Origin of the sequence: Bacillus sp. RC51 (assembly GCF_044908115.1) — a bacterium.
GTDB lineage: Bacteria > Bacillota > Bacilli > Bacillales > Bacillaceae_G > Bacillus_A > Bacillus_A mycoides.
Window position 1 is genome coordinate 156,777 of sequence record NZ_JBIYCW010000011.1, and the last position, 14,347, is coordinate 171,123.

General features: G+C 34.6%; 12 protein-coding genes and 1 pseudogene. 8 read left to right on the plus strand and 5 right to left on the minus strand.

What is annotated here, in order from left to right:
* Positions 1 to 2: 2 nt before the first annotated feature.
* Positions 3 to 1,157, minus strand: coding sequence for a VanZ family protein (locus tag ABH959_RS20810; RefSeq protein WP_404457193.1), 1,155 nt, complete (start codon positions 1,155 to 1,157; stop codon positions 3 to 5).
* 172 nt (positions 1,158 to 1,329) lie between these two features.
* Here ABH959_RS20810 and ABH959_RS20815 point away from each other — a divergent pair, with 172 nt between their 5' ends.
* On the plus strand, positions 1,330 to 1,533 hold the full coding sequence (locus tag ABH959_RS20815) for a hypothetical protein (RefSeq protein WP_002134416.1): 204 nt from the start codon (positions 1,330 to 1,332) through the stop codon (positions 1,531 to 1,533).
* Between the two features lie 194 nt (positions 1,534 to 1,727).
* Here the strand turns inward: ABH959_RS20815 and ABH959_RS20820 are convergent, their stop codons facing one another.
* Positions 1,728 to 2,540, minus strand: coding sequence for an undecaprenyl-diphosphate phosphatase (locus ABH959_RS20820; RefSeq protein ID WP_113937922.1), 813 nt, complete (start codon positions 2,538 to 2,540; stop codon positions 1,728 to 1,730).
* Between the two features lie 132 nt (positions 2,541 to 2,672).
* Positions 2,673 to 3,176 (minus strand): annotated as a pseudogene (locus tag ABH959_RS20825) (methyl-accepting chemotaxis protein); the annotation flags it as partial.
* A 661-nt stretch (positions 3,177 to 3,837) separates the two neighbouring features.
* Here ABH959_RS20825 and ABH959_RS20830 point away from each other — a divergent pair.
* The 5 genes from ABH959_RS20830 (at position 3,838) to ABH959_RS20850 (ending at position 7,905) form a co-directional block, all read left to right on the plus strand.
* Positions 3,838 to 5,097 (plus strand): 3D domain-containing protein, encoded by a 1,260-nt coding sequence (locus ABH959_RS20830; protein ID WP_404457195.1) that lies wholly within the window; start codon positions 3,838 to 3,840, stop codon positions 5,095 to 5,097.
* A gap of 113 nt (positions 5,098 to 5,210) precedes the next feature.
* Positions 5,211 to 5,429, plus strand: a complete 219-nt coding sequence (locus ABH959_RS20835; RefSeq protein ID WP_002167109.1) for a helix-turn-helix transcriptional regulator — start codon at positions 5,211 to 5,213, stop codon at positions 5,427 to 5,429.
* Positions 5,422 to 5,895, plus strand: coding sequence for a hypothetical protein (locus ABH959_RS20840; RefSeq protein ID WP_061675087.1), 474 nt, complete (start codon positions 5,422 to 5,424; stop codon positions 5,893 to 5,895). The genes ABH959_RS20835 and ABH959_RS20840 overlap by 8 nt, the downstream gene beginning before the upstream one ends.
* A gap of 116 nt (positions 5,896 to 6,011) precedes the next feature.
* Positions 6,012 to 6,644: a class A sortase gene (locus ABH959_RS20845; protein ID WP_078206595.1), complete on the plus strand. Its 633-nt coding sequence runs from the start codon at positions 6,012 to 6,014 to the stop codon at positions 6,642 to 6,644.
* 139 nt (positions 6,645 to 6,783) lie between these two features.
* Complete coding sequence (locus ABH959_RS20850; RefSeq protein ID WP_404493112.1) at positions 6,784 to 7,905, plus strand: YHYH domain-containing protein; 1,122 nt, start codon at positions 6,784 to 6,786, stop codon at positions 7,903 to 7,905.
* Between the two features lie 30 nt (positions 7,906 to 7,935).
* Here the strand turns inward: ABH959_RS20850 and ABH959_RS20855 are convergent, their stop codons facing one another.
* The gene (locus ABH959_RS20855) at positions 7,936 to 9,321 is read right to left on the minus strand and encodes a peptide MFS transporter (protein ID WP_002090906.1); all 1,386 of its coding nucleotides are present in this window, start codon (positions 9,319 to 9,321) and stop codon (positions 7,936 to 7,938) included.
* A 253-nt stretch (positions 9,322 to 9,574) separates the two neighbouring features.
* On the opposite strand from ABH959_RS20855, the gene brnQ1 reads away from it, so the two are divergent.
* Positions 9,575 to 10,876 carry a branched-chain amino acid transport system II carrier protein BrnQ1 gene (gene brnQ1 / locus ABH959_RS20860; protein ID WP_395923019.1) on the plus strand — a complete coding sequence of 434 codons (1,302 nt, stop codon included), beginning with the start codon at positions 9,575 to 9,577 and terminating at the stop codon, positions 10,874 to 10,876.
* Positions 10,877 to 11,010: 134 nt separating this feature from the next.
* A complete protein-coding gene (locus ABH959_RS20865) occupies positions 11,011 to 12,732 on the plus strand; it encodes a DUF2339 domain-containing protein (protein WP_404493113.1) in 1,722 nt (573 codons plus the stop codon).
* A 45-nt stretch (positions 12,733 to 12,777) separates the two neighbouring features.
* Here the strand turns inward: ABH959_RS20865 and ABH959_RS20870 are convergent, their stop codons facing one another.
* A complete protein-coding gene (locus ABH959_RS20870; protein ID WP_404493114.1) occupies positions 12,778 to 14,325 on the minus strand; it encodes a DNA-binding protein in 1,548 nt (515 codons plus the stop codon).
* Between the last annotated feature and the right edge of the window lie 22 nt (positions 14,326 to 14,347).

Genomic DNA, 14,347 nt, shown 5'->3' on the forward strand with positions numbered 1-14,347 from the left:
AATTAGTATTTGTCAGCTTTTTTAAGTGTAATTGCATTTCTTGTATGACTAATACGCTCATAAAATAGTAATTTATCACTGCTAAATACATGTAATAAAACATGAATAATAAATAGCCCGTTAATTACAAATTGGAATAACAGTATAACTAGTAATACTAAAGGCTCTGTATGATTTAAAATAGAGCTACTAGAAAGAATGTAATTGATTCCACCTAAAATGAAATAGAATATACCGTAACGAATGAATAATTCTTTTAGTGTAATACGCTCTGCTTGTCCTTTAATGTAAATACGAAGCAACGCTTTCCCTATTGTTCTTCCATTTGTAAAATATGGGATGATAATAAAGTAAATTAAGATTGAACATGTAATGAAAAGGAGTTCGTATACATTTGTATAAGATTGGATGTTAGAAATAAATAGTGAGTTTCCTTTGTTTTTAATGAAAGGTACAACGATAGATAAGAAAATCCAATCAATTTGCATAGCGAGGAGACGACGAACGAATCCGACTGGTTTCGTTTCCAAATCAATATGACTATCTAATTCGCTTGTTTTTGGCAGGAAGTGCGTAAATATTGGTGCAATGATAAAACCGATTACGCCGCCTAGTGTGTTTAAAAACAGATCGTCGATATCGAATAAGCGATATGCACAATTATAAATACCATATAATCCAGTTACTTGTGTTAATTCAAAGAACAGTGAAAGGAAAAAAGAAATGCACACTGTTTGGAAGAAACTACGTCGGAAATAATAACGTAAGTAAATACCGAATGGAACGGTTAATAGAACGTTAAAAGCAACTTGTAAAAATGCAGATTCTTTTAATAACAAGAAATAAGTAGTAGGTTTCGTTAAAATTGCCGATGTATGATTACTAATCTCTTGTATGAAATAAAATGGTGAGAGTTGCATATGCTGTGTATTAGCGGGTTGTAGGCTACAAGTATCATACGTTTGTGGTAACGGCAAAATAACAAGAAAATAGGCATTTAATAAATAGAGTAGTAATGAATACAAAATAAATGAACGCCATTTATTTAAATAACCGTATTTTCGATAATTAAATATTAAAAAAGGGATTAAGAGAAACATTGCTAAAATAGGAAATAAAATAAATGCTGTTTTTACTGGAAATAAATATGCAGTCAAAATGAAACTCCTTTCAATGAAAATTCGTTTATCATTATAGCGCTAAAAGGAGTTTAAAACAAAGTTAAAATATTTCGAAATAGAAAGAATTACAAATTTTATCGAAATTAAGTTATACTAAATTTAATATAAGGATATTATGATTATTATAAGTTGAGAGAGGGTACAAGACATGCGATATGAGCTTTTTTCTGTAAGTGGGGATCATATTACAACTTTTGAAAGCGCGTGGCGTTTTCAAGAGGGAGAACAGATTTTTGTTCATGATGATAATACAAAACGAAATTTTATTATTATTCGCTTAACACATGATTTGTTTCAAAAAAATACACATGTTATTCGCTTGTATTGTCAGGAAAAGAAAGTTTATGCATAAGGAAAAACCTCTTACTGTATGAGGGCAGTAAGAGGCTTTTTTTATCCCGCTATTTGTGGGCAGTAAAACTTCCACCTCAAAATTCGGCCGGAGCAAAGAAGTTAGGTGGGAGCCCTGCTGCCCGTAAAATCCCGATTGGTGAGGGCTAATAATCAGGGGGGATGAACAAAACCCCCACTGATTAAAGTTTCACTTTATAAGAAAATGATAGTTAGCACACCTACGATAATACAGTAGAAAGAGAAATATTTTAAATTTCCTTTCGCCATAATGTTCATAAACCATTTTAATGAAATATATGTCATGACAAATGTTGCGATGAAAGCAACAATATAAGGTACAAATAATGTATCTAAATTTGGATCGTTTGCAATGTCTGTAATACTTAACAATAAACCACCTAAGCTAACAGGGATGTATAGTAAGAATGAGAAACGAAGAGCGGTTTCTTGCTTCATACCAAGTAACATTGCTGCTACGATTGTAGCACCTGACCTGCTTATACCAGGAATTAGTGCGCAAGCTTGTGCTAGACCAATAATGATTGCATCTTTCATAGAAAGGTCGCCATCACTTTTACGTCCACGCAAGTTTCGAATAATCCAAAGGCCGATAGCAGTAATAAGAAGGGAAACCCCAACCATTTTAACACCTTTTAAATAGTGGTCGATATAATCTTTAAATAAAACTCCAATTACACCTGCTGGAATGGTTGCAATAACAAGGTAAATAATAAAGAAAAAATCTGATTTTGCATCTTCTGCTCTTGTGAATATATAAGATAGACCATTCTTTGTTAGACGAATTAAGTCATTTCTATAAATAAGTAATACAGCTAATAATGAAGCTGAATTAACAAGTAGCTCAAAGCTAAATCCTTCTATTTTTAGTCCTAGCAAATGCTGTGCTAAAACGAGGTGACCGCTTGAAGAAATCGGAATTGGTTCTGTTAGTCCTTGGAATAGACCAAGAATTAAATATTTTAAAATGTAATAAAATTGTTCCATAACATCCTCCTTGTGTATTAGTCGAAAGAAATAACTTTTCCATTATAACAAAGATATAGATGAATATTGAGAAGGAATAAATATTCGAAATATAATAAAAACCCCTTATAGCGATATAAGGGGTTTTTATTGTTAATGAGAAGATACTGTTTCTTGAAGACCTTTAGTCAATTGAACATCGACTTTTTCAGCATCATGAATATGGCTCATAATAGTAGTATTTAATTTTTGGAACATTTGTTGAGTGTTTGCAAATTCTCTTAATATATCATCATTACAAGATTTTTGGTTTTCGATAGCTTTAATAACATTTGTAGCGCCACTTTGTAATGTTTGAATCATCATTAAAATATTTTCAATTCTAGCGTTAGTATCAGCGCTCATTTCTACACCTTCATCAACTAAATGTAAATTATCTTTTGTATTTTCATATGCTTTTTCAATTTCTTCTTGAATTTTTTTCGTTAAGTTACCGATGTTTTTTGTACTTTCAGCTGTACTTTCAGCTAGTTTTCTTACTTCATTAGCAACAACAGCAAATCCTTTACCGTGTTCTCCAGCACGTGCAGCTTCAATACTTGCATTTAACGCTAGTAAATTTGTTTGTGCTGCAATGTTTTGAATCACTTCTACAATTTGTTCAATTTCTTTAGAGCGTTCGCTTAAATGATTCATACTATTAGAAGTACGTTGAGATTGTTCACCTAATCTATTAATTACAATGAGTAAGCGATGAACGGATTCTTTTCCTTCATTAGAGCAATCGATAATTTCTTCAATAGATTGAATTAAGTTTTGCTCTTTTTGTAGCATTTCGTTATTTAATTCGTTGGAATGTGTAGTACGCATAGAAACATTTTCAAAGCATGCGTTCAATTGTTGAATTAAGTTTTGGAGTGTATGATGTTGGCTATTTACAAGTTCGTGCTCTTGCATAACGCTTTTTACACGATTATGGATAGAAGATATAATTTCTTGTTTTTCCACATCTTTTTGTTTTAATTCTGCTTCTAGTTCATGTATATGAGTTTCTAGTTGATCAATTTTATGTTGGAGTGATTTCTTTTGAGTAAACATTTTATTTAATTCAACCGCCTTTGGGATTTTTAATTTCTCTATATTTGGATTTTAGCATTTTTTATAATTTTTAAATATAGGAATTGTTAAATATTTAAGAATCTATTACATTTTGTTCACAATTCTCTTTTTTTGTCATGAAAAATAAACTGTATTTAATGGTCCTGTAAACAAACTGTAAAATAAATCATGTATAACTGTATAAGAAGGGAGTCGGATTATGAACTATTTTAAGCGAATCAGTAGTCTAGTATTAGCAGGAATTATCGTTCTTTCTAGTACAGTCGCTGTAAAAGCAGAGTCAAACGACGAGAAACTTAACAACATGCAACAGCAATTGCAGCAAAACGATGCAGATATGCAGAAGAAAGAGCAAGAGAAGCAAGCTGTTAGTAAAGAAATTCAAGGTATCGAAAATGAACTACATAATTTAAATAATACAATTGCAAAAAATAAAGAGGATCAAGCTGCTATTCAACGTAAAATCGATGAAACACATAAGCAGATTGAACAAAAAAAGAACGAAATTGTCGTTTTAGAAGATAAAGTCCTTGCTCGTAAGGATATTATGAAAAAACGTATGGTTTCTGTTCAAAATAGCTCAAATACGAGTTTAGTAGTAGAAGTTGTTGTAGAATCAAAAAACTTTGCAGATTTCATACAACGTATGAACGCAGTTACGACTATTCTAGAAGCAGATAAAGAAATTTTACGTCTACAAGAACAAGATCTTCGTCAAATTGAAGAAGATAAAAAAGAGATTGATGAAAAAGAAGCATCTTTAGTAGTAGATAAACAAAAATTAGCAAAAGCACAAGCTGATTTGCAAGATAACTTGAAAAAACGTCAAGATAACTTACAAACAGTTCAAGCTAAATATAATCAGGTTGCAAGCCAACTTAATTTAGCAGCAGAAGAAAAGGCTAAAATTGAATCAAATATGAAGGCAGTACAAGAAACAATCGCTCGTGAACAAGAAGCAGCAAGAATTGCAGCGGAAGAGCGTGCAAAAGCGGAAGCAGCTGCAAAGGCTGAGCAAGAAGCTTTAGCGAAAGCGCAAGCGGAAGTTGCTGAAAAGCAAAAGCAAGAAAAAGCTAATAAACCAGCTGAACCAGTTGCTAATAATAGTTCGAAAGTAGAGCCTGAACAGCCTAAAGTAACTGCTGGCGGAAAAGAAATGTATGTACACGCAACAGCTTATACAGCAGATCCATCTGAAAATGGTTATGCAGCAGGTCAACAAGTGTATTCTGCATGGGGCCATTATAATCTAACTGCAAACCCAGGAATGAAATTAATTGCGGTGGATCCATCTGTTATTCCATTAGGATCTACTGTAAATGTTGAAGGCTATGGAATTGCAATTGCAGCAGATACTGGTGGCGCGATTAAAGGTCACAAAATCGATGTTTTAATGCCAGATAAAGCTTCGTCTAGTAATTGGGGCAGAAAAAATGTTAAAGTTACAATTTTAAACTAAAACGTAATCCAACTTTACAAAACGTAAAGTTGGATTTTTTTTGTAAAAATAATGTTAAGTTGAGTTTACATTTTGTTAAGAGTATCATACAATAATGGTGAGAGGTGGTAAATTTGACCATTTTAAATAGAGTGAAGGAATTAAGAGCGCGTTTTAATTTTACACAAAGTGTATTAGCGGAAAAAGTCGGAGTGACGAGACAAACGATCGCAGCAATTGAAAAGGGGGATTACGTTCCTTCATTGTTACTAGCATTGACGATTTGTGATGTATTCGAGTTAAAGATGGAAGATGTGTTTGTTTTAAATAAGGAGGGGGAAGAGGATGAATAGACTCGTATTTTCTTATATGCTAAATGTACTTTTAATGGTATTAGCAGGTTGGGCGTTTATTGAGTTGTATTATTTTACTATTGAAGTCGCTAATTTTATTCAAACGGAGAGAGTACCATCTGAAATTTCACTGAGTTTAATGCCGCTAGGATTACTTTTAATATTTGGTATTGTATCGACTGTTCTTTATAAAATTCAAAAGAAAAAATATAAAGAGCTCTCGTATTGGATGTTTCCACTATTATTTCCTCAAGAGGATGAGAGAGAAAAGGCAATTACAGAAAAGGCTTGTCGTACTACATTTATGTCACTATGGTACGTGTTGCCTTGTGCGGTTGGTTTTTTAACTCTTTCTCCAATTGCTAATCTATATGTTCCTGCATATCCGATATATATTGCATTTAGTATTTTCTTTATTCAAATGACGATTTTTCACGTATCCTTATATCGAAATAAAATCGCTTAAAAAGAAACCTTCTTGCATCGGCAAGAAGGTTTCTTTTCAGCTTACACTTGTACATATAGCAATATTATCTTATCATTTTATATAGAGTAAGATTTTGTAAGGGAAAGGAATTGTATATGAATAAGCAAAGAATTTATAGTATAGTAGCAATCCTTCTATTTGTTGTAGGTGGTGTGTTAATCGGAAAGCCATTTTATGATGGATATCAGGCTGAAAAAAAACAGACTAAAAATGTACAGGCTGTTCAAAAGATGGATTATGAAAAACATGAGACGGAATTTGTAGATGCTTCGAAAATTGATCAACCAGACTTGGCAGAAGTAGCGAATGCATCATTAGATAAGAAACAAGTAATTGGTCGTATTTCGATCCCGAGTGTTTCATTAGAACTTCCTGTTTTAAAATCTTCTACTGAGAAAAACCTATTATCAGGTGCAGCAACAGTAAAAGAAAATCAAGTAATGGGAAAAGGAAATTATGCATTAGCAGGACATAACATGTCTAAAAAAGGTGTTTTATTTAGTGATGTAGCAACTTTGAAAAAAGGCGATAAAATGTATTTGTATGATAATGAAAACGAATATGAATATGCGGTTACTGGTGTATCTGAAGTAACTCCTGATAAATGGGAAGTTGTAGAGGATCATGGGAAAGATGAGATAACGCTTATTACATGTGTATCTGTGAAAGATAATTCTAAGCGTTACGTTGTTGCTGGTGATTTAGTAGGAACGAAGGCGAAGAAGTAAAAAAGAAGGTCAACTCTTTAAAGAGTTGACCTTCTTTTTTACTAATGTTGAGAAATAATAGAATATTTTAGTTGGTATTTAAGTATTTTTCTATTTATGTATAATAAAGTTAGAATTTAAGATTTTGGGAGGAACAAGAGTGAAACAACAGGTGAAGAAACTTCTTTTAACAACAAGTGTAGCGTTATTGGTAGCTCCAATTTCAACCTATGCGCATCCAGGGCGTACAGATGCTAATGGGGGACATACGTGTCGTACAAATTGTGAGAAATGGGGATTACAGTACGGGGAATATCATTATCACAATAAACCAGCTTCTAGTAGCGGTGCAACGAGTCCAGCTCCAAGCTCTAATAACAATGGTGCTGTAGAAGCTGAAAGACAAGCAGAAGCGCAGCGCAATGCTGAGGCTGAAAAACAACGTGCCGCAGAGGCACAGCGTAAAGCAGAAGAAGAGCGACAACGTGTAGCGGAGGAACAAAGAAAAGCAGAGGAAGAGAGACAACGTGTAGCTGAAGAACAAAGAAAAGCTGAAGAGGCACGTAAGCGAGAGGAAGCACAGCGTCAAGCTGATATGGAAAAAGGGCAGCTTGAGGGACAAAAAAGTGGAGAGACTGATTTTAAAGCAGGGAAAAATGATACGGAAGCACATTTAGCTGGAAAATCAGATACATATAAAGAAGCATTCAAAACCGTTTATGCTGCATCTTGGTCTTTAGAAGAGCAGAAGAAAACGCATTTTGAAAAAGGAAAAGAGCAAGGGTTAACACAAGAAGCAATGGACGATAGTCAAATTACTCCTGAGTTTAAGGTGAACTTTACAGAAGGTTTCCAAGTAGGTAATAAAGAGAGAACCGAAAAGATTGAAAAAGAACAAGCGGAACTTGGTGAAAAGGCTGGTAAAGAATTAGCTGAAAAGAAACCTGGAAATACTGAAAAGGATACATATGTGAAAGTATATGAAACCGCGTATGAAAAGGGATATAAGGCTGCTAAAAAGGCAGCGGAAAAAGCTGGATATACATATGCATTTGAAAACTACGACTTAAAAGTTCCTGCTAAGTATGAAAAGAATGAAACATTAAAGAAATGGTTTACTGAAGGATTTAAATCAAATAAAAAGGCAGCGGAAATTCGAGAAGAAGGATATAAAAAAGGAGACAGCTGGCTTTCGTTCTTCTATAAGAGTTTCGTGCCAAGTGAATATAAAGAACATAAAGGCTTGTATGAACAAGCAATAGAAAAGGGAAAGAAAGCGTAAAAAAAGATGAGGAAAATTCCTCATCTTTTTTTAATCCATCCATTTCACTAATTTCTTAGAAATTGATAATAAAACACAACCTAAAACGATCGCCACAGCGCCAATAACTGTGAATACTTCAGCATATCCAAGTGAAGTTGTGAAGCTTGCAAGCTGTCCGCCTAAAATATTAGCAATACCTGAGCTTGCTAACCATACTCCCATTAATAAAGAAGCAAGTTTTACTGGAGCAAGAGCACTAACCATTGATAGCCCGACAGGTGATAAGAATAGCTCACCTAACGTATGGAAAAGATACGTAAAGACGATAAATAGTAAGTTTGCTTTTTCTGTAATGTTATGTTCGTCACTGCCTGTTTTTAACGTAGCGATAACAAGAACAATATAACCGATACCGAGTAAGATCATACCAAGTCCCATTTTTGTTGGGATTTTCATGTCACCATTTTTTCTAGTTGCCAGTTTCGCCCATAATGCTGAAATAGCTGGTGCAAGTAAAATAATAAATAACGGATTGACCGATTGGAACCAAGATGTTGGAACTTCCCATCCGAATACAGAGCGGTCTACAAATTTGTTTGTATATAATGTTAACGAACTACCAGCTTGTTCAAATCCAGCCCAGAAGAAGACAACAAAGCATGTTAAAATGACGATAACTGTTGTACGTTGTTTTTCTTTTTTTGTTAACGGTGTATTTCCTATTGTTTGTTGTCCAGCATCCGTTTGCAAATCGCGAGTTGGTTTTTTACCGATATCACCAAGGAAGCGATTTGATAGTGTTGTAAATAAAATTTGTCCAATGATCATTCCGATTGAAGCGGCTAAGAAACCGTAACGGAATCCGAAATGAGCAACGCCATCTACTGTTGTTTTGAATAAATTTTCTGATAAAAACCCGCAAACGAGTGGAGCTAAAAATGAACCGACGTTAATACCCATGTAGAATATTGTAAATGCACTATCACGTTTTGGATCATTTTCTTCGTATAATTCTCCAACAAGTGTAGAGATATTCGGTTTGAAGAATCCATTACCGATAATAATAAGCGCTAATCCGAGGTATAGACCGACTTGGTTTTGCAAGGCAAATAGTGTAAGGTTACCGATTGCCATTGTTATACCACCAATTGTGATGGCTTTTCGTTTGCCTAGAAAACGGTCCGTTAAGTATCCACCGATCAATGGTGTGAAATAACAAGCACCAGTATAAAATCCGTAAATAGAGAGTGCCCAAGCGGGACTAAACCCAAGACCACCACTTACTAAAGCTGTTGTTAAATATAATGTTAATAATCCTCGTAATCCATAGTAACTAAATCTTTCCCACATTTCTGTAAAGAAGAGTAAGTATAAACCTGGAGGATGTTTCTTTTTTCTTTGTTGTTCTCTTTCTAGTTGTATCGCTGATTCCATAATATTTTCCTCCTGACACAAGCAAAAAACAAAGTTAATAGTATTGCATGATTAATATTTTACCTTATTAACTATTATAAGTCAATAAAGGTTGATTTTTCAGAAGAAATTTGAAAAGGGAAATAGCTATAGAATGGGTGTTTCTTTTGTGATAGACTATGGACTATGTTTTCTTTGTAAGGAAGCGGATTACCGCATTTTTTTATTTGTGGAATTGATTTCATGTAAGGTGAAATTGAAGAAGGAGAAAGAAATGAAATTGTTACAGAAAAAAGAAATTTTGCTTATTAGTCTTATGTTATTCTCTATGTTCTTTGGGGCCGGAAATCTTATATTTCCACCTTTCCTTGGATATGAAGCAGGAGAACATGTATGGATTGCATTGTTAGGTTTTATTATATCAGCAACAGGGCTTCCTATATTAGGTGTTATCGCTATTGCGAAAGCAGGGAGTTTTCAAACGTTAGCGGGCAGGGTTCATTCTTCATTTGCAATTATTTTTCCGTGTATTGTGTACTTATTTATTGGACCAGGTCTTGGTATACCACGTGCAGGAAGTTTAGCTTTTGAAATGGGGCCAGGTCAGTTGTTCCCAGAAGCGGGTAGCGTAGTTTTGTTATTGTACACGGCTATTTTCTTTAGTATTGTTTACTGGTTAAGTTTATCACCGTCTAAATTAATGGGCTTGTTTGGAAAGGTGTTAACGCCTTTATTATTATGTATGATTGCTATTATATTTATAAAAAGTATGTTTACATCAGTAGGCAGTGTGAAAGAGCCTGCAGGAAATTATGGACAAGCTCCTATGTTCCAAGGATTTTTAGATGGATATTTAACGATGGATGCGTTAGCAGCTTTAATATTTGGGATTGTTATTGCAAATGCTCTGCGTGCAAAAGGTGTAGCGGATGATAAAGGTTTAGCGAAATATATGAGTATTGCTGGTATTGGAGCAGGACTATTACTAACTATTATTTATGTCATTCTTGGATATGTTGGTTCAATTAGTGGTTCATTGGGTACATTTGATAACGGTGCGAAAGTGTTAGCACAAGTTATGACGACATTATTTGGACAAGGCGGAGTAGTATTATTAGGCCTTATTTTTACTATCGCATGTTTATGTGTTTCAATTGGGCTGGTTACGTCTTGTAGTCAGTTTTTTGCAAGTGTATTTCCGAAAGTATCTTATAAAGTTTGGGCATTTATATTAAGTTTTGTTAGTATGGTTTTAGCTAATTTAGGATTAACGCAAATTTTAAAAGTATCGGTACCGATTCTGGGATTTATTTATCCAGTTGCACTAACGCTTATTATTTTAGGGTTATTCCATAAGTATATTGGAAAGTATGTATACGTATATTCGGTCACGATTGGAATCGTAGCGTTATTTAGTGCGATTGATATTTTAAACAAAAGTGTACTGATGAATAAATGGACACCACTACTAAAAGTTCTTCCGTTTTATACAGAAGGTGTAGGTTGGATTGTTCCGGCATTTGTAGGTGCCTGCCTCGGTATGATTGCTAGTATTGCTATAAATAAGAATAAATAAGTAAGAGGTGTTTTCCTATTTCGGAAAACACCTTTCTTTTTTTTGAAAAATAGTATCGAACATGAATAGACTAATAGTATGATAAGGGTAATTGGTAATATATAGCTTTTACATGAGTGATGAGGGGGGAGCGTATGAAGGAGGATTTGAATAAGAAAATAGAAGCACTCGAAACGGCAATTGAAACGATGCAAGAGACACTTTATGAATTGAAAGCGAAACAAAGAAAAATAGAAGTAGATAAAGTTCAACAAAATGTTAATAAGGAAAAGAAAGAATATATTGAAGCGGTAAGTAATGAAAAGTTACAAGAAGATGTAGTGAAAATCAAAGAGCCTGTTCAAAAAGTTGAGGAAAAACAAGTAAATATATCTGTTTTTAAACCGGAACCATTCAATATTATTAAGTTTTGCCAAACATGGTTGCCGCGTATATTTGTCGGTATTATGCTACTTGGCGTTATTTGGTTATTTAAAGCAGGGGTAGATGCTGGTTTATTAACACCAGCGATACGAATTGTGTTTGGTATCGCCTTATCTATCGGTTTGTATTATATAGGGGATATTCAAATTAAACGAGAGCGGCAATCGTTAGGATTAGTATTAGCTGGAGGAAGTATTACAGGTATTGTTTTAACAACGTTTGCGGCACATTATTTATATGAGTTTATTCCTGCAAGTATTGCGTTTATCTGTAATATTGTATGGGTTATTTTAGGGATTTATTTAGCGAAAAGATATAGATCGGAATATCTCGCTATTTTCGTGGCGGTGGGAGCATTTTTTGTTCCTTTCTTGTTAAATAGTACGACTCCTAATACGTATATTTTCTTTAGTTATGAGACGATATTAACAATTAGCCTATTATGGTATGCATTGAGAAACCGTTATAAGTACTTGTATATGATTTCTTATGTTGTTGCGGCAATTGTCCTATTTGTCTTCTTTGTTGTTATGTCAATATTAGTAGAGAATGTGCAAGTACAGTTAACAGTTGTATACGGTGCAATTCATTTACTATTATTTTGGCATATGTTTTCGGAGAGAAGTTTTATACAAGAAGCACGATTGGCGATATTTAGTGCGAATGCAGTTTTCTTTATTTTAGCTATCTCCCAAATTCCTGAATTTACAACGTGGGGATTAGTTATAAGTGCATTTGTGCATGCTGCTATGTTTGTACTTGAATATAGGAAGAATAAACATTCTGTATTTTCAAATCTAATATTTGGATTTGCAATGGGGTCATTTAGTTTAGCAATTTTATACGAGTACAGTTTGGTGAATGCAGCAATCGTATTATTGTTACAAGGTTTCCTCGGTATGGTTACTGCTATTAAAGTAAAGCAAAATATTAAATTGTATGTAAGTGCAACGATTTATGCGATTGGAATGGTGCAGACGATTTTTAGCCCGTTTGATCATTTCATTTCGGCAGGATTTGTCGCTCATATTATTTTGATAGGAACGTTCTATTATTGCATGAGACAAGCGAAAGAAGTGTTAGCGAGTTTTGGTAAATATGTGTACTCTATAGCGCTCTACTCGTTAATGGTTATTGTGTTTATTACAATTACTAGGATCGGTGAAGTTCTTTCTACAGATGGAAGTATAATTAGCGTATCTGTATCATTATTATGGATGGTATATGCTTTATTTGCAGTTTGGTTTGGCCGTTATAGACAGATGAACGAAATATTATATGCTGGATTAGTCGTATTAGTAGTAACAGTAGGGAAGTTATTCCTTCTCGACCTACCAGAGGTGTCGATGATGATTAGGGCGGTGTTATTCTTAATCGTAGGTAGTATAGGTATCGTTATTTCAAGAATGTTTTTCTCAAAAGAAGAGAAGTGAGAAGAAGGCAATCCCTTTACGGATTGCCTTTTCTTTTACTTTACTTTAATTCTTACCAATCGTTACAGCCTCATTATATTTAGCTGTTGTGTTTTGTCTTAGGCGAAGTGTTGCTTGTCCAGTTGTATTTGGGGCAAGTTGTACGTTCACAATTTTTTCAGCAGATCCTTGGTTATTTGTTATGAAAGAGAATGTACTGCTATATCCGAAAGAAGACGGCCAAGTGCCATTTGTATTTTGAACTTTTGCTACCTGTGTTCCGCCAGTTGTGAAAATACCTAAAGAATAATTATTGTACGTTGTATTTGGTAATAAGTTATTTACTTGAATCGTCATTTGGAACACTTCATTGTTTGGTAGAATGCTAGGGTGAGTAATTACGTAATCACTCGTTGTCACTGCACCGTTATAGCCGTATGAACCTGGTTTGAAAGTATTTGTATTGAACCACTGGTAACCTTGACTTGGTGCACTCCAAGGTTCTGGTTGTGGTTCTGTTGATAAACTTGGTTGTTCAAATGTTTGTAGAGCTGTAGGGGCATCAAGCTGTAAACCACTCACTTGATCTAAGCTTGTAAATGTTTCTTGCTTCGCTAACCAATTCACGATGTTTTCTAATAGAACAGCATCGTTTTCTTCTTTATAACCATCATAAGTTTTCTTTGATTGACCTGAATCTTCGCGAACATATTTTGGCGTAGCATCTTCAACAGGAGAAGAATCACCAATAAAGGCTGCTTTTCCAAGGCCAACTTTCGAAATAGCAGCATAAGGCCCCTCTGCAACGCCACCACCGTTATAAACGCCGCTATCAACAGCGTTATTCCATTTTGATGGATTTTCTGGAAGATATACAAGGCCTTTCGCTAGTTTTGGATTTGTAATCGCAAGGGTAGAGCCGGCATGCATTGCTACAGATGAAACGCCAGTTGTAATTCCGAATGATTGCACAGGTGAGACAATATTTTTAGCTGAAACATCACCAAGTGCATTGTAACGGAAGCGAATACCGAAATTATCGGATAGCCAATCAGAGCTTTCTACTCCTTGCATAGCTTGTGAAGTTGTTTCTTCATTAGACATTCCCTTTGCTGGATTATCCCATGCCCCGCGTCTATATCCATTGAACACTTCTGAGGAGTCCCAGCGGTTTTTATTACGATCTGCATTATAATGATCGGCAATGAAGAAAATACTGCCGCCATTTTTCACGTATTGTAACATTGCGTCTTGTTCAGATTTTTTGTAAGGAATATTTGCCTCTGGAACGATAAACACGTTGTGATTTTTTAAGTCGTCGTATGTAATAGGTGTTGATTTACGAAGTTCTTTTACATGATATCCGTTTTGGGCAATGCCGTTTCCGAAATCAGAAAAGCCGCCATCAATAACCCAGTCAGCTGTCCCGGCAGTTTGACCGTGCGTATTATCGAATAATACTTTCTTCCCATTGTTTTGATTTACAACCTTTGCAGCAATTTCAGGAGCTGGGTCTACAGAGCTTTCGGCATAAGTAGACGGTATGAACGAACTCCCCATACTAAGTGTAATTGCTGTTGCTAAAGAAAATGTAATCCATTTTTTATTCTTCATAGAAGAATCCCCCTAATAATAA

Bases quoted from the DNA above. Each gene is read 5' to 3' on its own strand.
- ABH959_RS20815 (WP_002134416.1), top strand. From the start codon at position 1,330: ATGCGATATGAGCTTTTTTCTGTAAGTGGGGATCATATTACAACTTTT.
- ABH959_RS20820 (WP_113937922.1), bottom strand. From the start codon at position 2,540: ATGGAACAATTTTATTACATTTTAAAATATTTAATTCTTGGTCTATTC.
- ABH959_RS20830 (WP_404457195.1), top strand. From the start codon at position 3,838: ATGAACTATTTTAAGCGAATCAGTAGTCTAGTATTAGCAGGAATTATC.
- ABH959_RS20840 (WP_061675087.1), top strand. From the start codon at position 5,422: ATGAATAGACTCGTATTTTCTTATATGCTAAATGTACTTTTAATGGTA.
- ABH959_RS20845 (WP_078206595.1), top strand. From the start codon at position 6,012: ATGAATAAGCAAAGAATTTATAGTATAGTAGCAATCCTTCTATTTGTT.
- ABH959_RS20855 (WP_002090906.1), bottom strand. From the start codon at position 9,321: ATGGAATCAGCGATACAACTAGAAAGAGAACAACAAAGAAAAAAGAAA.
- brnQ1 (WP_395923019.1), top strand. From the start codon at position 9,575: ATGAAATTGTTACAGAAAAAAGAAATTTTGCTTATTAGTCTTATGTTA.
- ABH959_RS20865 (WP_404493113.1), top strand. From the start codon at position 11,011: ATGAAGGAGGATTTGAATAAGAAAATAGAAGCACTCGAAACGGCAATT.
- ABH959_RS20870 (WP_404493114.1), bottom strand. From the start codon at position 14,325: ATGAAGAATAAAAAATGGATTACATTTTCTTTAGCAACAGCAATTACA.